General features: G+C 61.5%; 31 protein-coding genes. 15 read left to right on the top strand and 16 right to left on the bottom strand.

From position 1 onward, the window contains the following. Positions 1-245 precede the first annotated feature (245 nt). From E2A64_RS01480 to E2A64_RS01455, 6 genes are all read left to right on the top strand, one after another. Positions 246-1,859: a phosphoenolpyruvate carboxykinase gene (locus tag E2A64_RS01480; RefSeq protein ID WP_133282676.1), complete on the top strand. Its 1,614-nt coding sequence runs from the start codon at positions 246-248 to the stop codon at positions 1,857-1,859. 227 nt (positions 1,860-2,086) lie between these two features. Continuing rightward, a complete protein-coding gene (locus E2A64_RS01475) occupies positions 2,087-3,160 on the top strand; it encodes a hypothetical protein (RefSeq protein ID WP_133282675.1) in 1,074 nt (357 codons plus the stop codon). Then, on the top strand, positions 3,157-3,591 hold the full coding sequence (gene arfB / locus E2A64_RS01470) for an alternative ribosome rescue aminoacyl-tRNA hydrolase ArfB (protein WP_133282674.1): 435 nt from the start codon (positions 3,157-3,159) through the stop codon (positions 3,589-3,591). The genes E2A64_RS01475 and arfB overlap by 4 nt, the downstream gene beginning before the upstream one ends. Positions 3,592-3,666: 75 nt before the next feature. Further along, positions 3,667-4,173, top strand: coding sequence for a peptidoglycan-binding protein LysM (lysM, locus tag E2A64_RS01465; protein WP_133282673.1), 507 nt, complete (start codon positions 3,667-3,669; stop codon positions 4,171-4,173). 66 nt (positions 4,174-4,239) lie between these two features. Beyond that, complete coding sequence (locus tag E2A64_RS01460; protein WP_133282672.1) at positions 4,240-4,851, top strand: alpha-ketoglutarate-dependent dioxygenase AlkB family protein; 612 nt, start codon at positions 4,240-4,242, stop codon at positions 4,849-4,851. Between the two features lie 88 nt (positions 4,852-4,939). Further along, entirely contained in the window at positions 4,940-6,166 is a 1,227-nt protein-coding gene (locus E2A64_RS01455; RefSeq protein ID WP_133282671.1) for a glycosyltransferase family 87 protein, read from the top strand. Here E2A64_RS01455 and coaA read toward each other — a convergent pair. The 3 genes from coaA to hisF are packed head-to-tail and all read right to left on the bottom strand — an operon-like array spanning position 6,153 to position 8,343. Beyond that, positions 6,153-7,139, bottom strand: coding sequence for a type I pantothenate kinase (gene coaA, locus E2A64_RS01450; protein ID WP_133282670.1), 987 nt, complete (start codon positions 7,137-7,139; stop codon positions 6,153-6,155). The two genes, E2A64_RS01455 and coaA, sit on opposite strands and share 14 nt — an antisense overlap. A gap of 44 nt (positions 7,140-7,183) precedes the next feature. Next, on the bottom strand, positions 7,184-7,507 hold the full coding sequence (locus tag E2A64_RS01445; RefSeq protein ID WP_133282669.1) for a phosphoribosyl-ATP diphosphatase: 324 nt from the start codon (positions 7,505-7,507) through the stop codon (positions 7,184-7,186). A 59-nt stretch (positions 7,508-7,566) separates the two neighbouring features. Continuing rightward, positions 7,567-8,343 (bottom strand): imidazole glycerol phosphate synthase subunit HisF, encoded by a 777-nt coding sequence (hisF, locus tag E2A64_RS01440; RefSeq protein ID WP_133282668.1) that lies wholly within the window; start codon positions 8,341-8,343, stop codon positions 7,567-7,569. A 157-nt stretch (positions 8,344-8,500) separates the two neighbouring features. Here hisF and E2A64_RS01435 point away from each other — a divergent pair, with 157 nt between their 5' ends. Beyond that, a complete protein-coding gene (locus E2A64_RS01435; RefSeq protein WP_133282667.1) occupies positions 8,501-9,244 on the top strand; it encodes a DUF3800 domain-containing protein in 744 nt (247 codons plus the stop codon). 175 nt (positions 9,245-9,419) lie between these two features. Here the strand turns inward: E2A64_RS01435 and hisA are convergent, their stop codons facing one another. Genes hisA through hisB form a run of 4 tightly spaced genes read right to left on the bottom strand, consistent with a single transcriptional unit; the run spans position 9,420 to position 11,968 of the window. Beyond that, on the bottom strand, positions 9,420-10,151 hold the full coding sequence (gene hisA / locus E2A64_RS01430) for a 1-(5-phosphoribosyl)-5-[(5-phosphoribosylamino)methylideneamino]imidazole-4-carboxamide isomerase (protein WP_133282666.1): 732 nt from the start codon (positions 10,149-10,151) through the stop codon (positions 9,420-9,422). 2 nt (positions 10,152-10,153) lie between these two features. After that, complete coding sequence (hisH, locus tag E2A64_RS01425; protein WP_133282665.1) at positions 10,154-10,804, bottom strand: imidazole glycerol phosphate synthase subunit HisH; 651 nt, start codon at positions 10,802-10,804, stop codon at positions 10,154-10,156. A gap of 21 nt (positions 10,805-10,825) precedes the next feature. Next, the gene (locus E2A64_RS01420; protein ID WP_133282664.1) at positions 10,826-11,308 is read right to left on the bottom strand and encodes a DUF2628 domain-containing protein; all 483 of its coding nucleotides are present in this window, start codon (positions 11,306-11,308) and stop codon (positions 10,826-10,828) included. 51 nt (positions 11,309-11,359) lie between these two features. Then, positions 11,360-11,968: an imidazoleglycerol-phosphate dehydratase HisB gene (gene hisB / locus E2A64_RS01415; RefSeq protein WP_133282663.1), complete on the bottom strand. Its 609-nt coding sequence runs from the start codon at positions 11,966-11,968 to the stop codon at positions 11,360-11,362. 211 nt (positions 11,969-12,179) lie between these two features. On the opposite strand from hisB, the gene hslV reads away from it, so the two are divergent. The 3 genes from hslV (at position 12,180) to E2A64_RS01400 (ending at position 15,152) form a co-directional block, all read left to right on the top strand. Then, positions 12,180-12,740, top strand: coding sequence for an ATP-dependent protease subunit HslV (hslV, locus tag E2A64_RS01410; protein ID WP_133282662.1), 561 nt, complete (start codon positions 12,180-12,182; stop codon positions 12,738-12,740). 51 nt (positions 12,741-12,791) lie between these two features. Next, on the top strand, positions 12,792-14,099 hold the full coding sequence (hslU, locus tag E2A64_RS01405; RefSeq protein ID WP_133282661.1) for an ATP-dependent protease ATPase subunit HslU: 1,308 nt from the start codon (positions 12,792-12,794) through the stop codon (positions 14,097-14,099). A gap of 81 nt (positions 14,100-14,180) precedes the next feature. Beyond that, positions 14,181-15,152: a DUF1402 family protein gene (locus E2A64_RS01400; protein WP_133282660.1), complete on the top strand. Its 972-nt coding sequence runs from the start codon at positions 14,181-14,183 to the stop codon at positions 15,150-15,152. On the opposite strand, the gene E2A64_RS01395 is transcribed toward E2A64_RS01400, so the two are convergent. Genes E2A64_RS01395 through E2A64_RS01380 form a run of 4 tightly spaced genes read right to left on the bottom strand, consistent with a single transcriptional unit; the run spans position 15,149 to position 17,906 of the window. Further along, positions 15,149-15,520, bottom strand: coding sequence for a helix-turn-helix domain-containing protein (locus E2A64_RS01395; RefSeq protein WP_133282659.1), 372 nt, complete (start codon positions 15,518-15,520; stop codon positions 15,149-15,151). The genes E2A64_RS01400 and E2A64_RS01395 overlap by 4 nt on opposite strands. Then, positions 15,517-16,089 (bottom strand): Smr/MutS family protein, encoded by a 573-nt coding sequence (locus E2A64_RS01390; protein WP_133282658.1) that lies wholly within the window; start codon positions 16,087-16,089, stop codon positions 15,517-15,519. Before E2A64_RS01390 ends, E2A64_RS01395 begins: the two co-directional genes overlap by 4 nt. A gap of 18 nt (positions 16,090-16,107) precedes the next feature. Further along, entirely contained in the window at positions 16,108-17,142 is a 1,035-nt protein-coding gene (gene mltA, locus E2A64_RS01385) for a murein transglycosylase A (RefSeq protein WP_133284201.1), read from the bottom strand. A gap of 59 nt (positions 17,143-17,201) precedes the next feature. Beyond that, positions 17,202-17,906: a Tim44/TimA family putative adaptor protein gene (locus E2A64_RS01380; protein WP_133282657.1), complete on the bottom strand. Its 705-nt coding sequence runs from the start codon at positions 17,904-17,906 to the stop codon at positions 17,202-17,204. Between the two features lie 147 nt (positions 17,907-18,053). On the opposite strand from E2A64_RS01380, the gene E2A64_RS01375 reads away from it, so the two are divergent. Together E2A64_RS01375 and secB are read left to right on the top strand one after the other, a co-directional pair. After that, on the top strand, positions 18,054-18,641 hold the full coding sequence (locus E2A64_RS01375; RefSeq protein ID WP_133282656.1) for an FxsA family protein: 588 nt from the start codon (positions 18,054-18,056) through the stop codon (positions 18,639-18,641). Positions 18,642-18,733: 92 nt separating this feature from the next. Then, positions 18,734-19,255, top strand: a complete 522-nt coding sequence (secB, locus tag E2A64_RS01370; protein WP_133282655.1) for a protein-export chaperone SecB — start codon at positions 18,734-18,736, stop codon at positions 19,253-19,255. Positions 19,256-19,333: 78 nt separating this feature from the next. Here secB and dnaQ read toward each other — a convergent pair whose 3' ends face one another. From dnaQ to E2A64_RS01345, 5 genes are read right to left on the bottom strand one after another with little or no spacing between them, the layout of a single operon-like run. Continuing rightward, positions 19,334-20,032, bottom strand: a complete 699-nt coding sequence (dnaQ, locus tag E2A64_RS01365; protein ID WP_133282654.1) for a DNA polymerase III subunit epsilon — start codon at positions 20,030-20,032, stop codon at positions 19,334-19,336. After that, positions 20,025-20,630, bottom strand: a complete 606-nt coding sequence (gene coaE / locus E2A64_RS01360; protein ID WP_133284200.1) for a dephospho-CoA kinase — start codon at positions 20,628-20,630, stop codon at positions 20,025-20,027. The genes dnaQ and coaE overlap by 8 nt, the downstream gene beginning before the upstream one ends. Then, positions 20,630-21,466: a shikimate dehydrogenase gene (locus tag E2A64_RS01355; protein ID WP_133282653.1), complete on the bottom strand. Its 837-nt coding sequence runs from the start codon at positions 21,464-21,466 to the stop codon at positions 20,630-20,632. Before E2A64_RS01355 ends, coaE begins: the two co-directional genes overlap by 1 nt. 8 nt (positions 21,467-21,474) lie before the next feature. Further along, the gene (locus tag E2A64_RS01350; RefSeq protein WP_133282652.1) at positions 21,475-22,071 is read right to left on the bottom strand and encodes a Maf-like protein; all 597 of its coding nucleotides are present in this window, start codon (positions 22,069-22,071) and stop codon (positions 21,475-21,477) included. Between the two features lie 20 nt (positions 22,072-22,091). Continuing rightward, positions 22,092-22,922 carry a pyruvate, water dikinase regulatory protein gene (locus E2A64_RS01345; protein ID WP_428977436.1) on the bottom strand — a complete coding sequence of 277 codons (831 nt, stop codon included), beginning with the start codon at positions 22,920-22,922 and terminating at the stop codon, positions 22,092-22,094. Between the two features lie 368 nt (positions 22,923-23,290). Between E2A64_RS01345 and hemE the strand changes: the two genes are divergently transcribed. The 3 genes from hemE to rho all read left to right on the top strand — a co-directional run bounded on the left by hemE (position 23,291) and on the right by rho (position 26,335). Beyond that, a complete protein-coding gene (gene hemE / locus E2A64_RS01340; RefSeq protein ID WP_133282650.1) occupies positions 23,291-24,325 on the top strand; it encodes a uroporphyrinogen decarboxylase in 1,035 nt (344 codons plus the stop codon). Further along, positions 24,322-24,897 (top strand): protoporphyrinogen oxidase HemJ, encoded by a 576-nt coding sequence (gene hemJ, locus E2A64_RS01335; RefSeq protein WP_428977435.1) that lies wholly within the window; start codon positions 24,322-24,324, stop codon positions 24,895-24,897. The genes hemE and hemJ overlap by 4 nt, the downstream gene beginning before the upstream one ends. 172 nt (positions 24,898-25,069) lie before the next feature. Then, positions 25,070-26,335 (top strand): transcription termination factor Rho, encoded by a 1,266-nt coding sequence (gene rho / locus E2A64_RS01330; RefSeq protein ID WP_133282649.1) that lies wholly within the window; start codon positions 25,070-25,072, stop codon positions 26,333-26,335. Positions 26,336-26,347: the final 12 nt, after the last annotated feature.

The following is a 26,347-nucleotide window of genomic DNA, read 5'->3' as shown; positions in this document are numbered from 1 at the left end:
AGTTTTACGTAAGTGTCATTCGACGATTGGCCGGTCATCCATACCCTTGATTGCTTCCAGGGGAAAAACAACGCCCAGTTAAACCGATTTAACCGGAACTGAAATTTTTTAAATCGATTAATTTATTGATTTCATTGATTTTTCGATGAAAGATATGTTGTCCCTGTGGCGCGTTGCCACTATGGTCCGCGCGAATTTCAGATTTGGGCTGCTTCCCAAGACAGCTTCAGCACGAAGGAAAGAAAATGCTCGAAGAGTTTGGAACCCGCAATCCCGCGGAGGGAATCGACCGTGCCGGAATTACCGACGCCGCGGTCGTAAGATACAATCTGCGAGAAGCCGAACTCGTCGAACTCGCCGTATCACGCGGCGAGGCTCGCCTGACGGCCTTCGGCGCCCTTCGCGCGCTGACCGGCCAGCATACGGGCCGGTCGCCCAAGGACAAGTTCGTCGTCAGCGACGACACCACGCGAGATACCGTCTGGTGGGACAACAACAAGCCGATGGACCCGGAAGCCTTCGACCGGCTGCATCAGGACATGGTGGCACACGCAGCCGGCAGGGACCTCTTCGTGCAGGACCTGATCGGCGGCGCCGATGCGGAGAATTCCATCCGCTCGCGCATCGTCACCGAATATGCCTGGCATTCGCTGTTCATCCGCAATCTGCTGATCCGCCCCGAGCGGGCCGCGCTTGAAAGCTACGTGCCGCAGCTCACCATCATCGACCTGCCGAGCTTCACCGCCGATCCCGAGCGCCATGGCTGCCGCTCCGGCACGGTCATCGCCTGCAATTTCGACAAGGGCATCGTGCTGATCGGCGGCACCTCCTATGCCGGCGAGATGAAGAAATCGGTCTTCACCGTTCTCAACTACCTGCTGCCCGAGCGCGGCGTGATGCCGATGCACTGCTCGGCCAATGTCAGCCATGACGGCGAGGCTGCAGTCTTCTTCGGCCTCTCGGGCACCGGAAAGACCACGCTGTCCGCCGATCCCTCGCGCATCCTCATCGGCGACGACGAGCATGGCTGGGGTGCGGACGGCATCTTCAACTTCGAGGGCGGCTGCTACGCCAAGACCATCCGCCTGTCGCGCGAGGCGGAGCCCGAAATCTACGGCACCACCGAGCGCTTCGGCACCGTTCTGGAAAACGTCGTGCTCGACGAGAACCTGGTCCCCGACTTCGACGACGGCTCGCTGACCGAGAACACCCGCTGCGCCTACCCGCTGCACTACATCCCCAATGCCAGCGAAACCGGCCGCGCCGGACACCCGAAGAACATCATCATGCTGACGGCTGACGCCTTCGGCATCCTGCCGCCGATCGCGAGGATGACGGCCGAACAGGCGATGTACCACTTCCTGTCGGGCTACACCGCCAAGGTGGCCGGCACCGAGAAGGGCGTCACCGAACCGGAAGCCACATTCTCGACCTGCTTCGGCGCACCCTTCATGCCGCGCCATCCGTCCGAATACGGCAACCTGCTGCGCAAGCTGATCGGCGAACACAAGGTCGATTGCTGGCTGGTCAACACCGGCTGGACCGGCGGCACCTATGGCGTGGGCTCGCGCATGCCGATCAAGGCGACGCGCGGACTTCTGACCGCAGCGCTCGACGGTTCGCTCAAGGATGTCGAGTTCCGCACCGATCCCAATTTCGGCTTCCAGGTGCCGGTCGCGGTGGAAGGCATCGACAGTTCCATCCTCGATCCGCGCTCGACCTGGGCCGACAAGGATGCCTATGACGCCTTGGCTTCGCGCCTGACCGGCATGTTCGCCGACAATTTCGCGAAGTTCGAGAACTATGTCGACGGTTCGGTGCTCGACGCCGCTCCCGGCCTGAAGGCCGCCGCCGAGTAGCAAGGACCGTCCGGGAACACTTCTCCCGCCTTGAGGAGGAAGGCAGATGCCGCCGTTCGCACAATACGGCGGCATCTGTTCTTTTGGCCCCCGTCATCCCACTAGCCCGCCGGTTGGACAGAACCTGAATTTCGCCGTCATTGCCTGCTTGTCTGTTGAGGACAGGGCAGAGGGGTTTGCGGCAATTGTTTCGGCGCATCAGGTGGATAGTCGGCACATGCGGGCTGGTGACCGCGGCAATCGGCTTCTTCTCGTCACCCTATTACCAGGTCGCGAAGGTGGCGCTCGACTATGACGAGCCCTATGCGATCGCGAGCTACCGCCTCGCCAACCTGCCGAAATCGGATTTCGAACGGGAGATCAGTGAAGCCATCGACGCGGCGGAGTTCGATGATGCCCGGCAGATCGTGGCGATCGGCGAAGCGCAGGGCCATGCGTTCGATCCCGATCTCGTCGCCCGCACCGTCGAGACACCGGCTGAACGGACGATCCGCGAGAGCGCCCAGTTCGCACGCGGGTTCGTGACCGGAGACGTCAGGGGTGTTTCGGGTTTCGCCGGCGCCGTCTCTTCGGATTTCATGATCGTGGGCGATATACGCGACATTCTCATCCAGGGCCCCCGCGCCATATCGGGCCAGGATTACGACAGGCTGGTTCTCGGCCTTTCGCTGGTGGGAATTGCAACCGTTCTGCCATCCGGCCCGATCGATGTCGGCGCCTCGGTGCTGAAGACGGCCAAGCGCACCGGCAAGATGAGTGCGCGGCTTTCGAAGACGCTTGGCCGCACGCTCACGCGCCTCGTCGATGTCGAGGCGCTGAAGGCCGCGATTTCCGGCGGTTCGACAAGGATCGTGCGGATGGCGCGCAAAAGCGGATCGGCGCGCATCCTAAAGGTCTCCGACAAGCAGGGTCTGAAAGCGGCCGACAAGTCGGCGCTTGTCCGCCGGTTCGACGGTGTGTTGCGGGCGGGTCCCGCGCAGGAACTGGCCGAAATGGCTGCCGCGACACAGACGATTGCCGGCAAGGGCGGACTGAAGGCATCGGTGCGCGCACTCGCCCATGCCGATACACCCGCGGATCTCGGGCGCATCGCGAAGCTTTCGGCCAGGACCGGGGACAAGACCGCCGGCGTTCTCAAACTTCTCGGCAAGGGCTCGTTCCGGCTCGGGCGGCTGCTGTTGAAGGTGGTATATGCCACCGTCTGGGCGCTCGGATGGTTTCTGGGCGCGGTCTGGTACTCGCTTTCCCTCGCCCGCACCCTTGCCCGCATGTCACGGCGGATGGCAACATTGCCCGCATGAGCACAGATCCACTTTACGCCGCCCGCAACATCGTCATCCAAGGCTGGGAACTGACGGAGAACTTCATTCGGGCCGCCGGTCCCGGCGGACAGAATGTCAACAAGGTCTCCACGGCCGTTCAGCTGCATTTCGACATCCGGAATTCGCCCAGCCTGGCGCCGATGACGAAAGCGCGGATGATCCGCCTCGGAGGACGCCGGGTGAGCAAGGACGGCGTGATCATCATCGAGGCGAACCGCCATCGCACCCAGGAACGCAACCGGGCCGATGCCCGCGAGCGGCTTGTCGAGCTCGTGGACCAGGCCTCCGAGCCACCGCCGCCGCCGCGGAAGAAGACACGCCCTTCGCGCGGCGCCGTCGAGCGCCGGCTGAAGGCCAAGTCGATCCGCGCGGATGTCAAATCCAAGCGCGGACGGGTCAGCGACGACTAGCAGGATCTACCTGTAATTTGTTGGCAAGGCCGAATTGCCGTGCTTATCTCGCTTCATCAGCCAGGGAGGAATGGAATGGGACTTTTCAACTTCATCAAGAATGCCGGCAAGAAGCTCGGAATCGGCGGCAGCGATGAGCCGGATGCCGCAGAGATCAAGAAGGAGCTGGAGACGCACAAGCTCGGCACCGACAAGGTCGACGTGGCGGTGGAGGGCGACAAGGTCGTGGTCAAGGGTGTTGTCGAGGACCAGTCGATCTTCGAGAAGGTGGTCGTCGCCGTCGGCAATACGCTGGGCATTTCCAAGGTCGAGGCCTCCGAACTCAAGATCGTACCGCCGGATTCGGGCCTGTCCCTGACGGCAACCGACATGACCGAGTTGGTCAAGGCGTCCACGCCCGCCAGGGAGCCGAAGCTCCACACGGTCGAAAAGGGCGACACACTCTGGGCCGTTTCGGAGAAGGCCTATGGCAACGGCAAGCACTACAAGGTGATATTCGAGGCCAATCGTCCCATGCTGAGCCATCCCGACAAGATATATCCGGGTCAGGTGCTGCGCATTCCGGAACTCGACAAGGCGTGAACGCATTCGTCAGGCAAGGCGGGCGTCCTGCCCCCTGCTGATGTACCGACAGGAGGAGACGGAGTGATGATGGTGTTGCCGAAGGGCGTTCGCCACATTCCCGGCTTCCTCGACCGGCAGAACCAGGAGGCGCTGCTTTCCGATATCCGCGATATCGTCAAAGCGGCGCCGCTGTTCGTCCCGGTGATGCCGAGAAGCGGCAAGCCCTTTTCGGTGCGGATGACGAATTGCGGTCCTCTCGGCTGGGTCGCCGACCGCAAGGGCTACCGGTACCAGAATTCTCATCCGGAGACCGGCAGATCATGGCCGCATTTCCCCCCGCGCCTCCTCGACCTCTGGAACGAATTGTCCGGCTGCGATTATCCGCCGGAGGCGTGCCTGATCAATTTCTACACCGTGGACGCAAGGATGGGACTGCATCAGGACAAGGACGAGGCCGATCTTGACGCGCCGGTCCTCTCCGTCTCGCTCGGAGATGCCTGCCTGTTCCGGGTCGGCCAGGTCGAGCGGCCCTCACCCTCGCGCTCGTTCCGGCTGGAAAGCGGCGATATCGTCGTAATGGGTGGCGCGGGACGACTGGTCTATCACGGCGTCGACCGGATCTATCCGGCGACGTCCACGCTTTTGAAGAACGGCGGCAGGATCAACCTGACGTTGCGACGAGTGACCAAACCCTGAATTAGCGCGAGCAATTTTTACTAGGCATTTTTTTAGGTTTCTCGTTTTTAATCGGCGTGTCCTCGATCACGACCGAAACATTCATGCCATGCCCCAGTCTTTCGCGGTGAACCCGCCGAAAAACAATCTCACGCAGCTGCAGTCACGTATCGCTTTTGCCATTGCCGCCTATGCCTTCATCATTGGAATCATAGACTACGCACTGGTCTGGTATCTCGTTGAGGACGGCATTTCGCCGGTCAACTTGCGGCTCCCATACTGGGACTTCAGCAATCTCTGGTCCGGGTCGAGACTCGTGATCGAAGGCAAGCTCGATCTCATATTCGACCCGGAGACATATCGCAGGGAAATCAGCCGGCTTCATGGGCTCGACCTGACGAATCAGGAATGGAGCTATCCTCCGAGCCTCCTGCTGCTCGGCGTGCCGCTCGCTCTTTTTCCCATCTGGTTTGCCTACATCGTCTGGTCGGCCGGAACGCTTTATGTCTGGCACCTTGCCGTCCAACAATTTCAGCTTCCGAAGCTCGCCCATTTTTTCGTCGTCTTCAGTCCCGCGGCCATCACCAATCTGTCGCTGGGCCAAAACGATGCGTTGATGGCGGCATTCCTGATCGGCGGGCTCGTGCTGGCGCCGAAACGGCCGATCATCGCCGGTGTCCTGTTCGGGCTCCTGACACTCAAGCCGCATCTCGGGCTTCTCGTCCCGTTTTGCCTCATTGCCAGCTGGAACGTCAGGGCCATCCTGTCGGCGACTGCAACGACCGTGCTGATCATCATCGTCACCGGGCTCGCATTCGGCTTTAACGTCTGGACCGAATTCTTCGAGGTTACGCGTCCGCTCATGATCCGCATCATGGAGGCGCCCTTTCCGCAGGGGTACCACGCCAAGGCAACCACGGCGTTCGTCCTGCTGCGCTCGCTCGGCTCCGATGTCAGTCTTGCCTATGCCGCCCAGCTGCCTGTGATCGTGCTGTCCGTCGGGCTGACGATCTATCTCTGGCACCGGCAGAACATGCTTGATCACGGAAGCCGCGTCGCACTGACCGGCGTGCTCGTCGTCCTGGCGACGCCTTACGGATATACCTACGACTGCCTGCCACTCTATCTGGCGATAGCGTGGTTCCTGTTTCGGCTGAAGCGTCCGAACCTGTTGCTGCTGGGCGGGGTGTGGTGCTTCCCCTACATCATGGTCCTGACAAACGAGCTTTTTCTGTCGCTCGGCTTCATCGCGCCCGCGCTGCTGACGACATGGCTGTTCGTTCGCCTGCGGGGAGAGATGACTGCAAGCCGCGCGCCGGATCTCACAGCTTCCTAAGCGCCACCTGCTCGATGAGGTGATCCGGTCCTTTTCGGAGGATCAGATCGGCGCGGGGGCGCGTCGGCAGGATATTGCGCTTCAGGTTCTTGAGGTTGATGTTGGCCCACAGGTCTTCGGCCTTGGCGCGTGCCGCCTCTTCCGCGATCGAGGCATAGCGGTTGAAGAAGGATTCCGGATTGCGGAAGGCCGTCTCGCGCAGGCGCATGAACCGCTCGACATACCAGCGGTGAATGTCCTCCTCATCCGCATCGATATAGATCGAGAAGTCGAAGAAGTCGGACACAAAAGGCACGATCTTGCCGTCCTCCGGCAGATCGCGCACCTGCAGCACGTTGATGCCCTCGAAGATCAGGATATCCGGACGGTCGATGACGGTAAATTCGTCGGGCAGCACGTCATAGGTCAGGTGCGAGTATTTCGGCGCCTTCACATTGGGCTGGCCGGCCTTGATGTCCGAGAGGAAACGCAAGACCGCGCTGACGTCGTAGCTTTCCGGAAACCCCTTGCGTTCCATCAGGTTCTCGCGAAGCAGGATCTCGTTGGGATACAGGAATCCGTCCGTCGTAACGAGATCGACCTTCGGGCTCGAGGGCCAGCGCGCGAGAAGCTCAGCCAGGACACGGGCGGTGGTCGACTTGCCCACGGCCACCGAACCGGCGATGCCGATGATGAAGGGCGTTTTCCAGGCCTGGTCGATGTTGAGGAAGCTCTTGCGCTGATTGAACAGCAGCTGCGACGATTCCACATGCGTCGACAACAGGCGCGACAATGCGAGATAGATGCGACGGATCTCGCCGAGATCGACCGGATCGTTCAGGGACCGCAGCCGGCGCACCTCCTCCTCGGTCAGCGTCAGCGGTGTATCGGCGCGGAACCGGGCCCAGTCTTCTGCGGAAAAGAAGCGATAGGGCGAAAAATCGTCGCCCCGGAAATGGTCGAGCGTGTCGCTCGCCGGATCGATATGGCTCATTCTGCGTGGCTCATGGCAAATTCTCCCCCCGCCGTATCGCCAGTTCAGCTGGCGCTGCGGGAAGCCTTCTCCGCGATCCCGCTCTGGCCGGTCCGCCGCTCAAGCTCCGCCAAAACGTCACTCAGCGGCACATCGCTCATCCTTAGCACGACGAGAAGATGAAAGAGAAGATCGGCGGATTCGCTCGCGATTTCCGCCTTCTCGCCCTTCATCCCGGCAATCACGGTTTCGACCGCTTCCTCGCCGAGCTTCTTGGCGGCCTTTTCCATGCCGGATGCCACGAGCCTGGCGGTCCAGGATTCCTCCGGCGAGGCGGCGGCGCGCCTGGCGATGATGGCCTCGAGATCGGCAAGGGTGAAATCGGTCATAGGTCATGTCCCGTGAAAGTCAGGCTGGACGGTCGGAGTGATCGATCCGCAGGTCCGGCTCAGTTGAGCCGCATCTGCAATCCGGCTTTTGCCATATGTTGCTTGGCTTCGCCGATCGTATAGGTGCCGAAGTGGAAAATCGAGGCGGCAAGCACGGCCGTCGCGTGACCGTCCCGGATACCCGCGACCAGATGATCGAGGTCGCCCACCCCGCCCGAGGCGATGACGGGAGCCGGGATGGCGTCGGCGATCGTCCGGGTGAGCGCGATGTCGTAGCCCGCCTTGGTGCCATCGCGGTCCATCGATGTCAGCAGGATTTCGCCGGCGCCCAGATCGACCACCTTGCGTGCGAACTCGACGGCGTCGATCCCGGTCGGGGTCCGTCCGCCATGGGTGAAGATCTCCCAGCGGTCGGTCTCACCCTTTTCGGAAACCTTCTTGGCATCGATCGCAACCACTATGCACTGATTGCCGAACTTGTCGGCGGCTTCGGCCACGAAGTCGGGGTTCTGCACCGCAGCGGTGTTGATCGACACCTTGTCGGCACCTGCGAGAAGAAGTTTGCGGATATCGGCCACCGCGCGTACGCCGCCACCCACGGTGAGCGGCATGAAGCAATGTTCGGCGGTGCGCGCCACGACGTCGAAGATCGTCTCGCGATTGTCCGATGAAGCGGTGATATCGAGGAAGCAGAGCTCGTCGGCACCTGCGGCGTCATAGGCGATTGCGGCCTCGACCGGATCGCCGGCGTCGATGAGGTCCACGAAGTTGACCCCCTTGACGACGCGGCCGTCCTTGACGTCGAGACAGGGAATGACGCGGGATTTGAGGGTCATTGTGAAATCTCCCTGGCGTCGTTTCTCTTGCATGCGCGTCCTGGCGGGCAAGCCGCTGCGGGCGTCGCGGGCCGCCCATCCGTCACGTCGAAACAGGGAATGACACGGGATTTGAGGGTCACTACAAATACACCTCTGGATTGGTCGGGATTTCCATATGAAAACTCAAGATGGAAGCTATATCTTCTACGCCGACGAAAGCGGGGACCACTCTCTTATCTCGGTAGACCCGAGATATCCAGTTTTTGCGCTGGCATTATGCGCGTTCCGGAAGGACACATACTGCACCCGCGTCGTGCCTCGGTTTCAGCGGCTGAAGTTCCACTATTTCGGTCACGATTCGATCGTTCTGCATGAGCATGACATACGGAAGCAGAAAAACGATTTCCGGATCTTTGTGGATCAGACGCTAAGGGAACGCTTTCTTTCCGACCTCAATGAATGTGTGAAGAAGAGCCCGTTTCGGATATTCTCCACGGTGATCCACAAGGATGAACTGCGTACAGACTTCTTTGCTGAAAATCCCTATTCAATCTGCCTCAAGATCTGCCTTCAGCAGGCCGCTCTCTTTCTTAAGCGACACGGCGAAGTGGACCGACGTACGCACTTCATTTTCGAGAAGAGGGGCTCGAAGGAGGATAACGAACTGGAGCTGGAGTTTCGGCGCATCACATCTGGCGAGAACGAATTGCATGAACGCTTCCCCAATTTCATCATTCACTTCTCCGATAAGAGAACCAATTCCACGGGAATGCAGATCGCCGATCTGACGGCACGACCGCTCGGCCTACGGGTTTTCAGGCCAGCGCAAGCCAATAGAGCGTATGAACTCATTCAAAGAAAAATAATGGGATCCCGCCGCTTCTCGCAGCCAAGCCGGGGCATATACATCCCCAAATAAGCGAAAAGCCTCGGACTACTCCGAGGCTCGACGCCGACCGGGAACCCCCAATCCACTTACGTGAAATATAGTAGAAAACTGCCAATTTGTCAATAAAACTCAATCATTTATGCAGGCAGGCCTAAGTGATTCTGTTGATTTGGCTTTTGCTTTCTCACCACGCCGCGCACGGCAATCATCTCAAGATCGCCAGCGCTTCGGCCGGATCGATGCGGCCGTCATAGAGGGCGCGGCCGGAAATGGCGCCTTCGAGGCCCGATGCATCGGGCTCGGTCATGCGGCGGATATCGTCGAGCGATGCGAGCCCGCCCGAGGCGATGACCGGGATCGACACCGCGCCGGCAAGTTCGATGGTGGCGTCCCAGTTGATGCCGGTCAGAATGCCGTCTCGGTCGATGTCCGTGTAGATGATCGCGGCAACGCCCGCGCCCTCGAAACGCCTGGCCATCTCGATGACGCCGAGCTCGCTGGCTTCCGCCCAGCCCTCGACCGCCACCTTGCCGCCCTTGGCATCGATGCCGACGGCGACGCGGCCGGGGAAGAACTTGCAGGCCTCGCGCACCAGCTTCGGATCGCGCACGGCTATGGTGCCGAGAATGACCCGCGACAGGCCCTTGGACAGCCAGGTCTCGATATGGGCGAGCGTGCGGATGCCGCCGCCGAGCTGCACCGGGTTCTTCGTGGCCTTGATGATCGATTCGACGGCCGCGCCGTTGACCGACTGGCCCTCGAAGGCGCCGTTGAGATCGACGACATGCAGCCATTCAAAGCCCATCTCCTCGAAGGCCCTGGCTTGTGCGGCGGGATCGTCGTTATAGACGGTCGCCGTGTCCATTTCGCCGAGCTTGAGGCGGACACACTGGCCGTCCTTGAGGTCGATGGCGGGAAAGAGGATCTTCTTGCTCATGCTTACGGCTTCCACCGGAGGAAATTGGCGATAAGGGCCAGGCCGAGGGTCTGGCTCTTTTCGGGGTGAAACTGCGTGCCCACCATGTTGTCGCGGCCCACGGACGCGGTGACGGCGCCGCCATATTCGGTCGTCGCCAGAACATGGTCGGGATCGGTCGCGGCCAGGTGGTAGGAGTGGACGAAATAGGCGTGCAGTCCGTCCGGCCCTGTCGGAATGCCGTCAAACAGCGGATGCGCCTTCCTGACGTCGATCGTGTTCCACCCGATCTGCGGGATCTTCAGCGAGGGGTCGGCGAGCTGCATTTCAACCACGTCGCCGGGGATCCAGCCAAACCCTTCCGTGGTGGTTTTTTCGAGACCGCGCGAGGACATCAACTGGGTGCCGACGCAGATGCCGAGAAACGGACGCGCCTTGGCTTCCACGGCGTCCCTGAGCGCCTCGACCATGCCGTCCACGGCGTCGAGCCCGGCGCGGCAATCCGCATAGGCGCCGACGCCCGGCAGAACGACGCGATCGGCAGCGGCCACCACCTCGGCCTTGTCTGTCAGAATGATCTCGGCATCGATCCCGTGTTCACGGGCGGCGCGCTCGAAAGCCTTGGTCGCGGAGCGGAGATTGCCCGATCCGTAATCGATGATGGCAACTTTCATGGCTGAACTTCCGGTCATGCCTCACCCCTCCCGGCGGGAAGGAACGAGGCCGATCATGTCGGGCGTGCTCGCGGGACGGGGCCGCACAAGCTGGTTATTCCTGCCGGGCAGCGGCGGCGGGGTTTTCGGCAGTGCGCGGGCTGCGGCGCGATAGGCATAGATTTCGAAGGCGGTATCCGGATCAGGCGCCTCGACGATATCGACGATGCGCCTGCCGCGGCGTTCCTCGGCATCGAGCCGCCAGGCATTGCCTTCCAGGCCGACGATCAACGCCAGCGCGATATCCAAGGCCAGGGCGAGACCGGCATAGCCGCCCGGATAGAGCAGCAGCGGGATGGTCAGATCCGCGATCAGCACCAGCGCGCCGGCAAACCAGGCACGGTGCCACAACAGCCAGAAGCCGCCGAAAGCGAAAGCCGGCCAGGCAAAGCGGTCGGCAATGACGCGGGCGGTTTCGTCGCCGCCCGGCGCATTTCTGTCTGACAAGATCGCGTAGGAGGCCATCGACCTCTCCCTTTCACGAAAATTCCGGCGCCCGATGGTTCAGTATCGCACTCAGACCAGCATGCCTTTGGTCGAGGGAATTGCATCGGCCATGCGCGGATCGATCTCGCAGGCGGTGCGCAGCACCCTCGCCACCGCCTTGAAGCAGCTTTCGGCGATATGATGGCTGTTGGCACCGTAGTGATTGGTCACGTGAAGCGTGATGCCGCCGTGCTGGGACAGGGCCTGGAAGAACTCGCGCACCAGTTCGGTATCGAATGTGCCGATCTGCGGCGCAGTGAAGGCGACGTCCCAGACCAGAAAGGGCCGTCCCGACACGTCGACTGCGGCGCGGGTCAGCGTCTCGTCCATGGCAAGGTCGATCGAGGCATAGCGGCAGATGCCCTTGCGGTCGCCGAGCGCCCTGTTGAGGGCCTGTCCGATGGCAATGCCGACATCTTCCACCGTGTGGTGATCGTCGATGTGCAGATCGCCCTTGGCCTTGATCTCCATGTCGATGAGGGAATGGCGCGAAAGCTGTTCGAGCATGTGATCGAAGAAGCCCACACCGGTCTCGATCGTCGAGCGGCCGGTGCCGTCGACCGATACCGCCACGGCGATATCCGTTTCCCCAGTCTTGCGGGCGACTTCCGCCGCGCGGTTCTTCGAAGGCTGTGCCATTCGGGCATCTCCGGTCCGTCATGTGCCGGCCGAATAGGGGCCGGTCGATGTTTCCCGCGCTCAATATCAGCACCCCGGCGAAATATCCAGACAAGGGCCGCCGGCAATGAGGGCCGAACCGCGCGAGTTTGCAATCACGTTTGCCCTGCTTACATATGGCGGGAACCAAAGTCAGGCCGCTCCGCCGGCCAAGCAAAGCAAGGATTACCCCATGGCCGAAGACAATCCCTTTGGCAGCATGCATGCCACAACCATCATCACGGTTCGCAAGAACGGCAAGGCCGTCATGGCGGGCGACGGACAGGTCAGCCTCGGCCAGACGGTGATGAAGGGCAATGCGCGCAAGGTCCGCCGCATCGGCAAGGACGGTTCGGTCATCGCCGGGTTCGCCGGCGCAACCGCCGACGCGTTCACGCTTCTCGAGCGGCTCGAAGCCAAGCTCGAGCAGTATCCGGGCCAACTCACCCGCGCCGCGGTTGAACTGGCCAAGGACTGGCGTACCGACCGCTATCTCCGCCGGCTCGAAGCCATGATGCTGGTCGCCGACAAGTCGGTGACCCTGGCGATCACCGGCAATGGCGACGTGCTTGAGCCCGAACACGGCACGATGGCCATCGGATCGGGCGGCAACTACGCCTACGCTGCAGCGCGCGCGCTGATGGACACCGACAAGTCGGCCGAGGACATTGCCCGGCGCGCCATGGAGATCGCAGGCGACATCTGCGTCTACACCAACGGCAACATCGTCATGGAAACGCTGGACGCGGAGTAATCCGCGCGCGATCCATCCCATTTTTGCGAGACAATTCCGCAGGTATTCGAAATGACCACATTCTCCCCACGCGAAACGGTCACCGAGCTCGACCGCTACATCATCGGCCAGAAGGACGCCAAGCGCGCCGTAGCGATTGCGCTTCGCAACCGCTGGCGCAGGCAGCAGCTCGAGGGGCCGTTGAAAGACGAGGTGACGCCGAAGAACATCCTGATGATCGGACCGACCGGCGTCGGCAAGACCGAGATTTCCCGGCGGCTGGCGAAACTTGCCGGCGCACCCTTCATGAAGGTGGAAGCCACCAAGTTCACCGAGGTCGGTTATGTCGGCCGCGATGTGGAGCAGATCATCCGCGATCTCGTGGAGGTCGGCATCGGCATCGTGCGCGACAGGAAGCGCAACGAGGTCAAGGCCAAGGCCCATATCAGTGCCGAGGAACGGGTGCTCGACGCGCTCGTCGGCGCGACCGCCTCGCCGACCACCCGCGATTCCTTCCGCAAGAAGCTGCGCGCGGGCGAACTCGACGACAAGGAAATCGAGATCGAGGTCAGCGACACTTCGGGCGGCATGCCGAATTTCGAGATCCCGGGCATGCCGGGCGGCAATATCGGCGTGATGAACATTTCCGACCTGTTCGGCAAGGCGATGGGCGGGCGCCAGCGCAAGGTCAAGACGACCGTCAAACAGTCGCACGACATGCTGGTCAACGACGAATCCGACAAGCTTCTGGACATGGAGCAGATCCAGGCCGAAGCGCTCAAGCTGGCCGAAAACGAAGGCATCGTCTTCATCGACGAGATCGACAAGATCGCCAATCGGGACGGCGGCATGGGTGCGGGGGTTTCCCGCGAAGGCGTGCAGCGTGACCTTCTGCCGCTGGTCGAAGGCTCCACCGTCGCCACCAAATACGGGCCGGTGAAGACCGACCATATCCTCTTCATCGCATCGGGCGCCTTCCACGTGTCCAAGCCGTCGGACCTCCTGCCCGAGCTGCAGGGCCGTCTGCCCATCCGCGTCGAGCTTCGGGCGCTGGAAAAGGACGATTTCCGCCGCATTCTCACCGAGACCGAAGCCAGCCTCATCAAGCAGTATGTGGCGCTGATGCAGACCGAAGGCGTGACGCTCGACTTCACCGAGGATGCGATCGACGCCCTGGCCGAAGTCGCGGTTCACCTGAACGGCACGCTGGAGAACATCGGCGCCCGTCGCCTGCAGACGGTGATGGAGCGCGTTCTCGACGAGATCTCCTACGAGGCGCCGGACAAGTCAGGCTCGACAATGAAGATCGATTCGGATTATGTCCGGAAGCACGTTGGCGACCTGGCCCAGGACACAGATTTGTCACGTTTCATCCTCTAAGGAACGGGCCCCGCCTATCAGCCGCAGCCGGTGAGCACGCCGGCGCGGCAAGGGCCCGGTACATTCAGGAGGAGACACGTCGTGGCATTTTCCAAAGGCAGGCTTCTGCTCGCTGTCGCAGCCGGGGCCTTCATTGCCGCCACGACGCTTCCGTCCCTTGCCGCGGTGACGGTGCCGGCGGGCAACCGCAATGTCGAGCAGCCGGCCATACCCGGTGCATCGAAGCGCCGGACGCAGGCGCTCAAGTCCACTTTCGAGCAGAAATACGAAAAGATCCGCGACCTCATCGCGACGGACAAGCGGCTCAAGTCGAAGATCCGCAAGACGGCTTCGATGTTCGGGATCGATCCGATCCACATCGTCGGCGCGCTGGTCGGCGAACACACCTATAATGTGGACGCCTACGACCATCTGCAGACCTATTACGTCAAGGCGATGTCCTATGCGGGCGAACGCTTCCGCTTCGACTACAAGGGCGAGGCGGTTTCCGATTTCGTGGATCGGCCCGAGTTCGACGCCTGCAAATCCCTGTCGAACAGCCGCGATACCTGGAGCTGCCGGCAGGATGTCTGGGATTCGACATTCCGCGGCAAGACCGTGGGCGGCAAGAGCTATCCGAACAACCGTTTCAATGCGGTTTTCTTCGAGCCGTTCTATGCGGGCCAGACCTTCGGCCTCGGCCAGCTCAGCCCGCTGACGGCGCTGACCAACCAGGATCTCGCCGTACAGGTTGCCGGCATCAAGCGGATTTCCGCCGACAACGCCTCCGGCGTCTACGAGGCGATCATGGATCCCGATTCGACCCTTGCCTACATGGCGGCGTCCATCCGGGCGGACATTGACGACTACAGGACCATAGCCGGATTCGACATCTCGAAAAATCCCGGCATCACCGCCACCCTCTACAATATCGGCGGCGCGAAAGCGCGGGCTCAGGCGCTTGCCCGGAAGAATGGCGGAAAAGGCGGCAGCCGCATGCCGGAAGAAAATTATTACGGCTGGCTCGTCAATGAAAAGGAAGCCGAGCTGCGGTCGATCATCGGCAGTAATTAGCCGGAGTCATCGCCTTGCTTGCGGTTCAGCACTTGCTCGATCGCAGCCAGGTTTTCATCGTCGAGTTCCGGCCAGGCTTCCGCCAGCCTGTTGGCAAGAATTGCCGAGCGCGGCGGAATGTTGCGTGCATCGATGACGATCCTGGGCCGGGACAGGGCTGCCAGGCGCTGCAACTCCTCCGCCTCGTCCCAGATGATATGGAAAAAGCCGATGATGCGCTGGACGAGCTCCCAGCTCGGCTCGGAGCGCTGGCCATGTTCGAGCGCCGAAAGATAGGCCGCGGAGACACCGAGATGAGCGGCCATCTCCTTCTGGCTGATGCCGCGTTCGGCGCGCAGCTTGCGCACGGCTTCTCCAAAAGGCGTCATGAGCGCGGCTCGCCGGTGCGGCGCAGCCTGACATAGAGCGCGCCTTCGCCGCCATGGGCACGCGACGACGTTTCCAGACCGGACACGAGCAAGCGAAATTCCGGCTTGTCGAGCCATTGCGGCACTTCGCGGCGCAACGCCCCCTCGCTGCCGCCCGAACGCCCCTTGCCGGTGATGACGAGGACATGCCGCAAACCCCGCTCGCGGGCGCGGGCGAGAAAATCATAAAGAAGATTGTGCGCCTCGGCGCGCTTGAGGCCGTGGAGATCGAGACGGGCGTCGATGGCGATACGTCCCTTGCTGATCTTCTTGACGGTGGGACGCTCGATCGGATGGAGCCGGTGGGCACGCATGCGCGGCTGGCGATCGCGCGGCTCGGGCTGCCTTTCGGCGACAAGCCCGGCCGCGGGGCCGTTCCGGACCACGCCATCCCCCATCAACGAGGCCATGGTTTCCGGTGTCTCCGTCACCTCGACCCTCTTCCTGCCCGGCAACGGGGTGACCGTCCGGGCCACTTTCTCCCAGATGATCCGGTCCTCGTGGGACAGTTTTGAGTTCTTATCAGCCATGGGCGAGAGAAACCGGTGTCAGGCGCGCGGGAACAACAGGGTGAAACTTGCCACGGCGTTTACCCCGCCCGCAAGTTCCCCGGCGCGATCGCCGCCGCCGGCATAGAGATCGCCGCGCGCCGGACCGACGATGGCCGAGCCCGTATCCTGCGCAATCATCAACCGACGAAAGGGTTTCGGCGCATCGAAATCCCGAAGATTCGGAGCGGAAACAAAAATCGGCGTACCGAAGGAATGGATCAGTCTGTCGACGGCAAGCGAGCGGCCGGGCTCCAGCGGGACATCGGCAGCACCGATGGGTCCCGGAGCATCATCGGGTATCTCGATCTCACGGAAGAAGATGTAGGAACGGTTCTCCCACATCAGCGCATCGGCCTCGTCCGGATGGTCGGCGAGCCATTTGCGGATCGTCTGCATGGAGATCTCCGCCTGCGGGATCTCGCCGCGTTCGACGAGAATGCGCCCGATGCCGGTAAAGGGATGGCCGGATTTCGCGGCATAGCCGATTCGCATGCCGCTGCCGTCGCCGAAATCGAGCCGCGCCGAGCCCTGAACCTGGGTGAAGAACACATCGGCCTTGTCGCGGGCCCAGGCGATTTCGAGATCGCGTCCGGCAAAGGCACCCTGATCGACGGCCTGCCTGTCCGGGCTTTCAACCAGACCCTCTCCCGTCTGCAGCGCAAAGGCAAATCCCTTCGGCACTCCCTCCGGCGGAGTGTCGGGATCGGCGACCTTCACCAGTTCGGGCGGACGGCGCAGAAAGGGGTGGACGAAATCGCCGGCCTTCTCGCGGCGGGCTTCGACGGTCGGCTCGTAATAGGCCGTGACCTTGCCCTCCGCGCCCTCGCCCGGCTCGACGCGATAGGCGTCGAAATACGTTTCGAAGAAGGTGCGGGCCGCCGCATTGGTGATCCGCAGCGGATCGGTCACCCGCGCCGCCTCATAGACGGTGATGAGGCTTTCAGGCGGCGGTGACGCGGAGCCCTGCTTATAGGGCCCCTTTTTCAGCGCATGGATTGCGGTCCGGCGGAATGCGCGAAGCGCGCCCGCCATGTCGTCCCCCGCCCATCCCTCGATCTCCTCGAACCGGACAGGGCGGAGGGAGAGAGGGCTCACTGATCGGCTTCGGTGGCGATCAGGCGCCAGTTCGGATCGCGCGAGCGGGTGTCGCGCGCGAATGTCCAGACATCGTTGACCTCGGACACTTCCTCCGCGTCGCCGTCCACCAGCTTGCCGTCGGCATCGAACGTCGCGGAAATGAGCTGGCTGACGATACGGAGGGTGAGATTGGCCTCCGAGCCCTTCATTTCCGCCTGGGTAATCGCCGATTTCTCGATCCCGACGAAATTCGAGCGCATGGTCTGGCCGGCCGCCTCGCGTTCCTCGATGGCGGCGACGAAGCCGTCATAGACATCGCGGGAGAGAAGATTGCGCAGCGTCTTGCGATCACCTTCCGCATAGGCGGTGACGATCATCTCGTAGGCCATGCTGGCGCCCTTGACGAATTCCTTCGGATCAAAGGACGGATCGGCGGCCTTTACCCCGCGCAAACCTTCATTGAGGTCGGTGCCCCGCGGCGCATAGGCATCGATCGCCTCCATCTGGTCCGGCTGCGGCTCGCCGTCCTTGCCACGGGAGGGAAGCGTCACCACCTTGGGGTCGTCTGACGGGATCGGCGGTGCTTCACGGCGGGCGCGACGGCGCTCGATGCGGGCGTCGTCGCTGGAATCGCGCCGACCAAGCACCGACCGCAGCTGGATGAAGATCACCACTGCCACGATGAAGAATATGAAGGTGACGACGTCGAACGAACCCATTCCAGCCTTCTTTCGGTTTAATCCTGTACAGGCTTGCATATAATCGCCACGTGCCCGTCAATCAATTTAATCGGCAATTAAATCGGGCGTCAGAACCTCATCGCAGCCCGAAATGGCTGCGCCCAAATGTCCCGGACCCGGAAATTCATGCGTTTCAGCCTCATTCCTCTTGCCCTGATCATCATCCCAATCGCCGAGATCGCGGCCTTCATCGTCATCGGCGACGCAATCGGCGTGCTGCCGACGCTGGCGATGGTCCTCGTCACCGCGGTCATCGGCAGCGCGCTGTTGAGATGGCAGGGGATCGGCATCCTCAATCGCATCCGGATGGAAACGGATGCGGGGCGCATTCCCGGACGGGATCTCGTCCACGGCGCGATGATCCTGGTTGCCGGTGTGCTTCTGCTGACGCCTGGCTTCGTGACCGATACGCTCGGCTTCCTGCTCTTCGTTCCGGCAATCCGCGACGGGGCTTGGAAACTGCTCAAGGACAAGATCACCATCGTCGGCTCGCGCACGGTTTTCACCGGTGCCGGCGGGCCGCGCGGCCCCAGTGCAGGACCCCGTGGAGGCCCCGGCGGCGCACGCGGGCAGGGACCGGTTTTCGATCTCGACGAGAGCGACTACCGCGATGACGGCCCGCGACGTCCGAACCCGGATTCGCCCTGGCGCGAGGATGGCCAAACCATCGAAAACCGTGCCGATTCGCGCTCCGGAAGCGAGCCTGATCGCTAAACGGGTTGTAAGCAGCGGAGCTAAATGCTAGCCCCTCGCCCGGGATTATCAGGGTTCACGACTTGTGAAACCCAAGTTTTGAGGAACGCCAGATGGCCAAAGAACCTAAAGCAACGGCAGCCAATGAAGGCAACGCAGCCCCGAATGGCGGCGCGGCACCTTCACTCAACATTCTCGCGCAGTACGTGAAGGATCTCTCCTTCGAGAACCCGGGCGCACCGCAGACACTCGTCAATCGCGAGAAGGCACCCGAGATCAGCATCAACGTCAACGTCAACGCCAATCCGATCGCCCAGAGCGATTACGACGTGGTGCTCAAGCTCAATGCCGAAGCCAAGTCCGGCGACAAGACGGTCTTCAATGTCGAGCTGGTATATGGCGGCGTTTTCCGCATCGCCAACTTCCCGCAGGAACACATGCTGCCGCTGCTCTTCATCGAGTGCCCGCGCCTTCTGTTCCCGTTCGCACGCCAGATCATCGCGGACGCCACGCGCAATGGCGGCTTCCCGCCGCTGATGATCGACCCGATCGATTTTGCCCAGATGTTCCAGCAGCGCATGGCCGCCGAACAGCTCAAGCAGCAGACCGCGGCAAACACCCAGACGACAAACTAAGCCGGATTCGATACTCGGCACAAAAACGCCCGGATCGAGAGATCCGGGCGTTTTCCTTTATAATTGCCGGATATCCGCTCAGGCGTGCTTGCGCCACAAGGCCTTGTCGCCCATCCGGGCGATGAGCTTTTCATGGGCGACGAACTCGTCCTCGGTCAGAAGCGAGGGCAGGGGCGCCGGACGCTCCCCATAGGAAACCATCTCGACCGCGACTTCATCGTCAGCCGGATTCTGATCGCCCTGATTGACGAGACCCAGCGCCGCCTGACGCCCGCCATTCATCTCGATATAGACGTCGGCAAGAAGTTCGGCGTCGAGAAGCGCGCCGTGTCTGGTACGGTGCGAGTTGTCGATGCCGTAGCGCCGGCACAGCGCGTCGAGACTGTTGGGGCCCATGGGATGGCGGCGTCTGGCAATCGCCAGCGTATCGATCACACGCGCCGGATCGACGGCCGGGATACCAAGCCGCGCAAATTCCGCATTGACGAAACCCATGTCGAAATTGGCGTTGTGGGCAACATATTTGGCGCCGTCGAAGAAATCGATGATCTCCTGAACGACGTCGGCGAACACCGGCTTGTCGGCCAGGAATTCGGCCGTGATGCCGTGAACGGCCTGGGCGTCCGGGTGGATGTCGCGGCCATCGGGATTGATGTAGAGATGGATGGAACGGCCGGTCGGGAACATGTTTTCCAGTTCCACGCCGCCGATTTCGATGATCCGGTCGTTCTTGTTTTCCAGACCTGTCGTTTCCGTATCGAAGATGATCTCACGCATCGCCCGGTTCTTTCGTCTCGAGGCCCAGTTCGGCGAGAATGTCCCTCACCTGTTCGCGCGCGGCATCGATACCGTGTCCGGTATCGACGATGAAATCGGCGCGTTTCCTTTTTTCCGCGTCGGGCACCTGTCGCGCAAGGATGGATTTGAACTTTTCCTCCGTCATTCCGGGACGGGCAAGCACGCGTTCGGCCTGTGTCTCGGGACTGCAGGTCACCACAATCACCTTGTCGAGCCGGCTTTCGCCACCGGTTTCATACAGAAGCGGGATGTCGAGAAGCACCGCGGGCGTATCTTTTGCCCGCTCCCGGGCAAGAAACTCGGCCTCCTTCCGGCGCACCAGCGGGTGGACGATCGCTTCGAGTCGCTTGAAGCCTTCCGGATCGTCGATGAGTTGCCCGGCAAGTATGGTGCGATCCACCCTTCCATCGGCCGTGGTGCCGGGAAAGGCCGTCTCGATCAGCGGTGCTGCCTCGCCCGCATAGAGTTCGTGAACCACCTGGTCGGCATCGTTGACGGGAATGCCATGGGCGGCGAACATTTTCGCCGTCGTCGATTTTCCGGTCCCTATCGATCCGGTGAGCCCCAGGAGCAGCATCAATGGACCTCCAGATCGGCAACGATCATGGCGCGAAGCTCCGCATCGACCTCGGGCCGCGTGCCGAACCACTTCTCAAAACCGGGAACGGCCTGGTGGAGCAGCATGCCGAGACCGTCGGCAGTGGCCAGTCCCTGACTTCTGGCTTTCCGGAGGAACGGCGTGACGAGCGGCGCATAGACGATATCTGTCACCAGTCCACCCTTCGCCATGACCGAGAAATCAAGGTCTGGCGTCGCCGAACCCTCCATGCCGAGCGACGAGGTGTTAACGAAAAGCCCGGCGCCAACGAGCGCGGCGCCGAGCTCGGCCAGAGGTGCTGCGGTTATCGAGTCGGATCCGAAACGTTTGGCCAGTTCTCCTGCCCGCGCCACGGTGCGGTTGACGAGGACGATATCCGAAAAGCCGCGCTCGATCAGCGAGAACAGGATGGCCCGGCTGGCACCGCCGGCGCCGAGGACGACTGCCTTCCCGCCCTTGTCCCAGCCGGGTGCTTCCGCATCGAGATTGGCGGCAAAACCATAGGCGTCGGTATTGGTGGCCTTGAGCTTTCCATCCTCGAGCCACAGCGTATTGGCCGCACCGATGAGTTCGGCGACCTCCTCGGTCTCGTCGGCGAGCGCGAAGATCGCCTCCTTGTGAGGGATGGTGACATTGCCGCCGACGAAGCCTGCTTCACCGTCCTTGAGGCCGGCGGCGAAGGCCGGCAGCGCCTCCGGAACGACCCGGACAGGCTCGTAGGCGCCGGTAATCGCGTGCTTTTCCAGCCAGTACCGATGGATCATGGGGGAGCGGGAATGGGCGACGGGATCGCCGATGATGAAGGCGCGGCGCATGAAATCCCCTATCCGTCGATCGCGTCGAGTTGGCGAAGCTTGGCCAGCAGCGGCAAGAGCGGCAGACCGACGATGGTGAAATAGTCACCCTCGATCCTGTCGAAAAGCTGAACGCCCACGCCTTCGAGCTGGTAGGCGCCGACGCTCTTGAGAACCTCGTCGCCCGCCTCGGCCAGATGGCGGCCGACGAACTCCGGCGAAAGATCGCGCATCGTCAGGCGCGCGATCGAGACATGTCGCCACAGAACCTCTTCGCCACGCGCGATCACCACAGCGCTGTTGAGTTCGTGCGTGCCGCCCGAAAGCGCAAGAAGCCGGCGCCGGGCCGCATCCATGTCGGCAGGCTTGTGGAGAATTTCGTCGTTGAAGGAAAGGGTCTGGTCAGCGCCGATCACCAGCGCATCGGGATGCCGGGCGGCTACATCCTTTGCCTTGGCTTCGGCCAGGATCGTGGCCATGTCCTCGGGCGAGATCCCGCTGCCCCCGACTGCCTTCTCGACGGCACGCTCGTCGATATCAGCCGATTCGGTTTCGAAACGAACCCCGGCATTGCCGAGAAGCATCTTCCGGAAGGGGCTCGTGGAGGCAAGAATTATTCGTGTCATTTATATCTCTCTGTCCGGCATCAGCGCCATTTGGGACGAAGCGCGAGAATGGCGGCCGCGGTTTCCTCGATGGAGCGACGAGTGACGTCGATCAGCGGCCAGCCGTTCTTGTCGCACAGCATCCGGGCATATTTGATTTCCTCGGAAATCAGCGAACGATCGGTATAGACTTCGCCCTGAAAGCCCTCGGTGCGACCCAGTATACGGTTCTGGCGGACATGGGAAATCCGGTCGACCGAGGCGATGAGCCCGACGATCAAAGGCTTTTTCGCCCTGACGAGATCCTGCGGCAGCGGCACGCCCTGGACGATCGGGATATTGGCGACCTTGAAGCCGCGATTGGCGAGATAGATGCTCGTCGGCGTCTTCGACGTGCGCGAAATGCCGAGAATGACAATATCGGCATCCTCGAAATTCCCCGGCAGAACGCCGTCGTCATGGTCCATGGTGAAGTTCAGCGCGTCGATCCGACGGAAATATTCCTCGTTCATGTCGTGCTGGGCGCCGACACGGCGCTTCGACGGCGCACCGAGATAACGCTGGAAAACCTGCAGCACCGGCTCGAGCACCGATACGCAAGGAAGCCCCATGTCACGGCATTTGAGTTCGATGATCGAGGCGAGATCGGTGTCGATGATGGTGTAGAGCACGATCCCCGGCGCGCCATCGATCGCATCGAGCACGGCGAGAAGCTGTTTTCGGTTGCGGATCAGCGGATAGACGTGCTCGAGCGCCTGGGCGCCATGGAACTGGGCAGCCGCCGCGCGACCGGCCGCCATCAGCGTTTCCCCCGTCGAATCGGAGATCAGGTGGAGATGAAAATAGTTTTTACCCTGATCCACAAAATACATCCGCGACTGTTGAGAAAGCTGGACGAAACCCGAGGTAAGGAGGGGAAGGGGGTTTTGGCAAGGACAACCCACCGGGTTTTCCACACCGGCCGGAGTCGGGACAGAGGCCAGACACGATTCCGGAGCCTGGTTGTTGAATGCGGGATTTCGTCGCGGACCGCCAATTACCTGTTTCAGCAATTAACTGGAATCACTGCACGAATCCGAATTTTCCGGATTCGTTACATGCCTTCGTTAACGGCGGTTAATTTTCACAGCCTGTGGATTTCCTGTGACTCCCGTGGGGATTGGCGTTAATCCCGGGAACCAACAGACTCTAAGAAACAGAATCCTATTCAAAAAGGATTCTATATTTAGGAAGGTTGGGGATGACGTCCGTCAGAAAGCTCTTGAAAGTCCTTGAAGGTGAAGCGGTCACCCCGCCTCCGATCTGGCTGATGCGCCAGGCTGGACGCTACCTGCCCGAGTACCGGGCAACCCGTTCGCAAGCCAACGGCTTTCTCGATCTTTGCTACACCCCGGACTTGGCTGTTGAAGTGACGATGCAGCCGATCCGGCGTTTCGGTCTCGATGCCTCCATCCTCTTCTCCGACATCCTGGTGATTCCCGATGCCTTGGAGCGGAACGTCCGTTTCGTGGAAGGCGAGGGGCCGCGAATGGATCCCATCTCTGCCGAGGAGATCGCAAACCTTCCGAAACCCGAAATCGCCAGGAAGCTTGGGCCGGTCTTCGAAACGGTTCGGCGGTTGCGCGGGGACCTGCCGGAGGAAACGGCGCTCCTGGGTTTCTGCGGCGCTCCATGGACGGTTGCGACCTACATGATCGCCGGCCGCGGCACACCGGAACAGGCCCCTGCGCGGCTGTTTGCCATGAACCATCCGGATGAGTTCCTGAAACTCCTCGACGCGATCAGCGAGCTTTCTGCCGAATATCTGGTCCAGCAGCTCGATGCGGGTGCCGACGCGCTGCAGATATTCGATTCCTGGGCGGGTGTTCTGAGCGAGACCGATTTCGACCGTTTCTGCGTAAGGCCGATGAAAAGGATCGTCGATCTGGTGCGGGCAGCGCGACCGGGCGCCAGGATCATCGGTTTTGCCAAGGGGGCGGGTGCGCTTCTCGAGGATTACCGGGAACGCACCGGCGTGGATTGCGTCGGGCTCGACTGGACTGTGCCGCGTTCGCTGGCACGAAGGATCCAGCAGGGTGGGGCAGTTCAGGGCAATCTCGACCCGCTTCTCATGGTGGCCGGCGGTAGGGCACTGGACGAGGGGATCGACCGCGTGATGTCGGATCTCTCGGAAGGTCCGTTCATCTTCAATCTCGGCCATGGCATCACCCCGCAGGCCGATCCCGAAAACGTCACACGGCTCGTTGAACGCGTGAGAGGCTGGAGACGGGCGTGAGCGCGCAAGATAACGGCAGAGGCTCCGTGGGGCCGGAAAAGGCCGTGTCGGCCGCTGAGGGGCGCAGGGCGGCCCGCAAGGCGGCATTCTGGATCGCCGCGGTCGTCGTCCTGGCAATTCTCGCCATCATCTTTCAGCCGCCCTGGCTCTACGAGTGGCTGAAGGTCCTTCACGTCGTTGCGGTCATCTCCTGGATGGTGGGGCTGTTCTACCTGCCCCGGATTTTCGTCTATCACAGCGATTGTGAACCGGATTCGGAAACGGATCGCACATTCATCGTCATGGAATCCCGGCTTCTGAAGGTCATCATGGGCCCGGCGATGATGGTGACCTGGGGTGCCGGCCTGGCACTCGCCTGGCTCGGTTTCGGTTTCATCGGCCTGTGGCTGTGGCTGAAGATCCTGTTCGTGGCGGGTCTTACCGGGTTTCATCACTATCTGGCGAAATCGGCGAAACGGTTCGCGGCCGGCGAGCGGCCGGGAACGGCGCGTCAGTGGCGGATGCGCAATGAAATTCCGACGGTTCTGATGATCGGGATCGTGATATTCGTCATCATAAAACCGTTTTCCTGAGCGAATAGGCGCATGACGCCATTGAGAGCGCCGGAAAACGGGGCTTGCGGCGTTTCCTGTGAAACGCTATCTAAGTGGCATCTCCTTAGCGGATGTTTGTATCGCGTCGGCGCTCGCCGAACATTCCAGGTCCATCCGCAACTCTCCAAATATCAGAATATACGGATTTCCCATGCAGGAAATGAAGCTTCAAGAGCTTAAGAACAAGACACCGACAGACCTTCTGGAGTTCGCCGAATCGGTCGAGGTGGAAAACGCCAGCGTCATGCGCAAGCAGGAGCTGATGTTCGCCATCCTGAAACGGCTTGCAGCCCAGGACGTGGAAATCATCGGTGAAGGCGTCGTCGAGGTATTGCAGGACGGTTTCGGCTTCATGCGCTCGGCGCAGGCCAACTATCTTCCCGGTCCGGACGACATCTACATTTCGCCCTCGCAGATCCGCCGCTTCTCGCTGAAGACGGGCGACACCGTCGAAGGCCCGATCCGCGGCCCGAAGGAAGGCGAACGCTATTTCGCGCTTCTCAAGGTCAACACGATCAACTTCGAGGATCCCGAGAAGATCCGCCACAAGGTCCATTTCGACAATCTGACTCCGCTCTATCCGACGGAGCGGCTGCGGATGGAGCTCGAGAACCCGACCACGAAGGACAATTCTCCGCGCGTGATCGATCTCGTCGCTCCCCTCGGCAAGGGCCAGCGCGGCCTCATCGTCGCGCCGCCGCGTACCGGTAAGACGGTTCTTCTGCAGAATATCGCGCATTCGATCACCGCAAATCATCCGGAATGCTACCTGATCGTTCTGCTGATCGACGAACGTCCGGAAGAAGTGACCGACATGCAGCGTTCGGTGAAGGGCGAGGTCGTCTCCTCGACCTTCGACGAGCCCGCCGTTCGCCACGTGCAGGTGGCCGAAATGGTGATCGAGAAGGCCAAGCGCCTCGTCGAGCATGGCCGCGATGTCGTGATCCTGCTCGATTCGATCACCCGTCTCGGTCGCGCCTACAACACCGTGGTGCCGTCATCCGGCAAGGTGCTGACCGGTGGTGTGGATGCCAACGCCCTGCAGCGTCCGAAGCGCTTCTTCGGTGCCGCACGCAATATCGAGGAAGGCGGCTCGCTGACGATCATCGCCACCGCGCTGATCGATACCGGCTCGCGCATGGACGAAGTCATCTTCGAAGAATTCAAGGGCACCGGTAACTCGGAAATCGTTCTCGACCGCAAGGTGGCGGACAAGCGCATCTTCCCGGCCATGGACATTCTCAAGTCCGGCACCCGCAAGGAAGACCTTCTGGTTCAGCGCCAGGATCTGCAGAAGATCTTCGTGCTGCGCCGGATCCTTGCGCCCATGGGCACGACGGATGCGATCGAATTCCTTATAGACAAGCTCAAGCAGACGAAGACCAATTCGGATTTCTTCGACTCGATGAACACCTGATCCACTGAGAAC

This window comes from Pseudohoeflea suaedae (assembly GCF_004354915.1).
Classification (GTDB): Bacteria; Pseudomonadota; Alphaproteobacteria; order Rhizobiales; family Rhizobiaceae; genus Pseudohoeflea; species Pseudohoeflea suaedae.
This window is presented reverse-complemented; position numbering and strand designations above follow the sequence as displayed.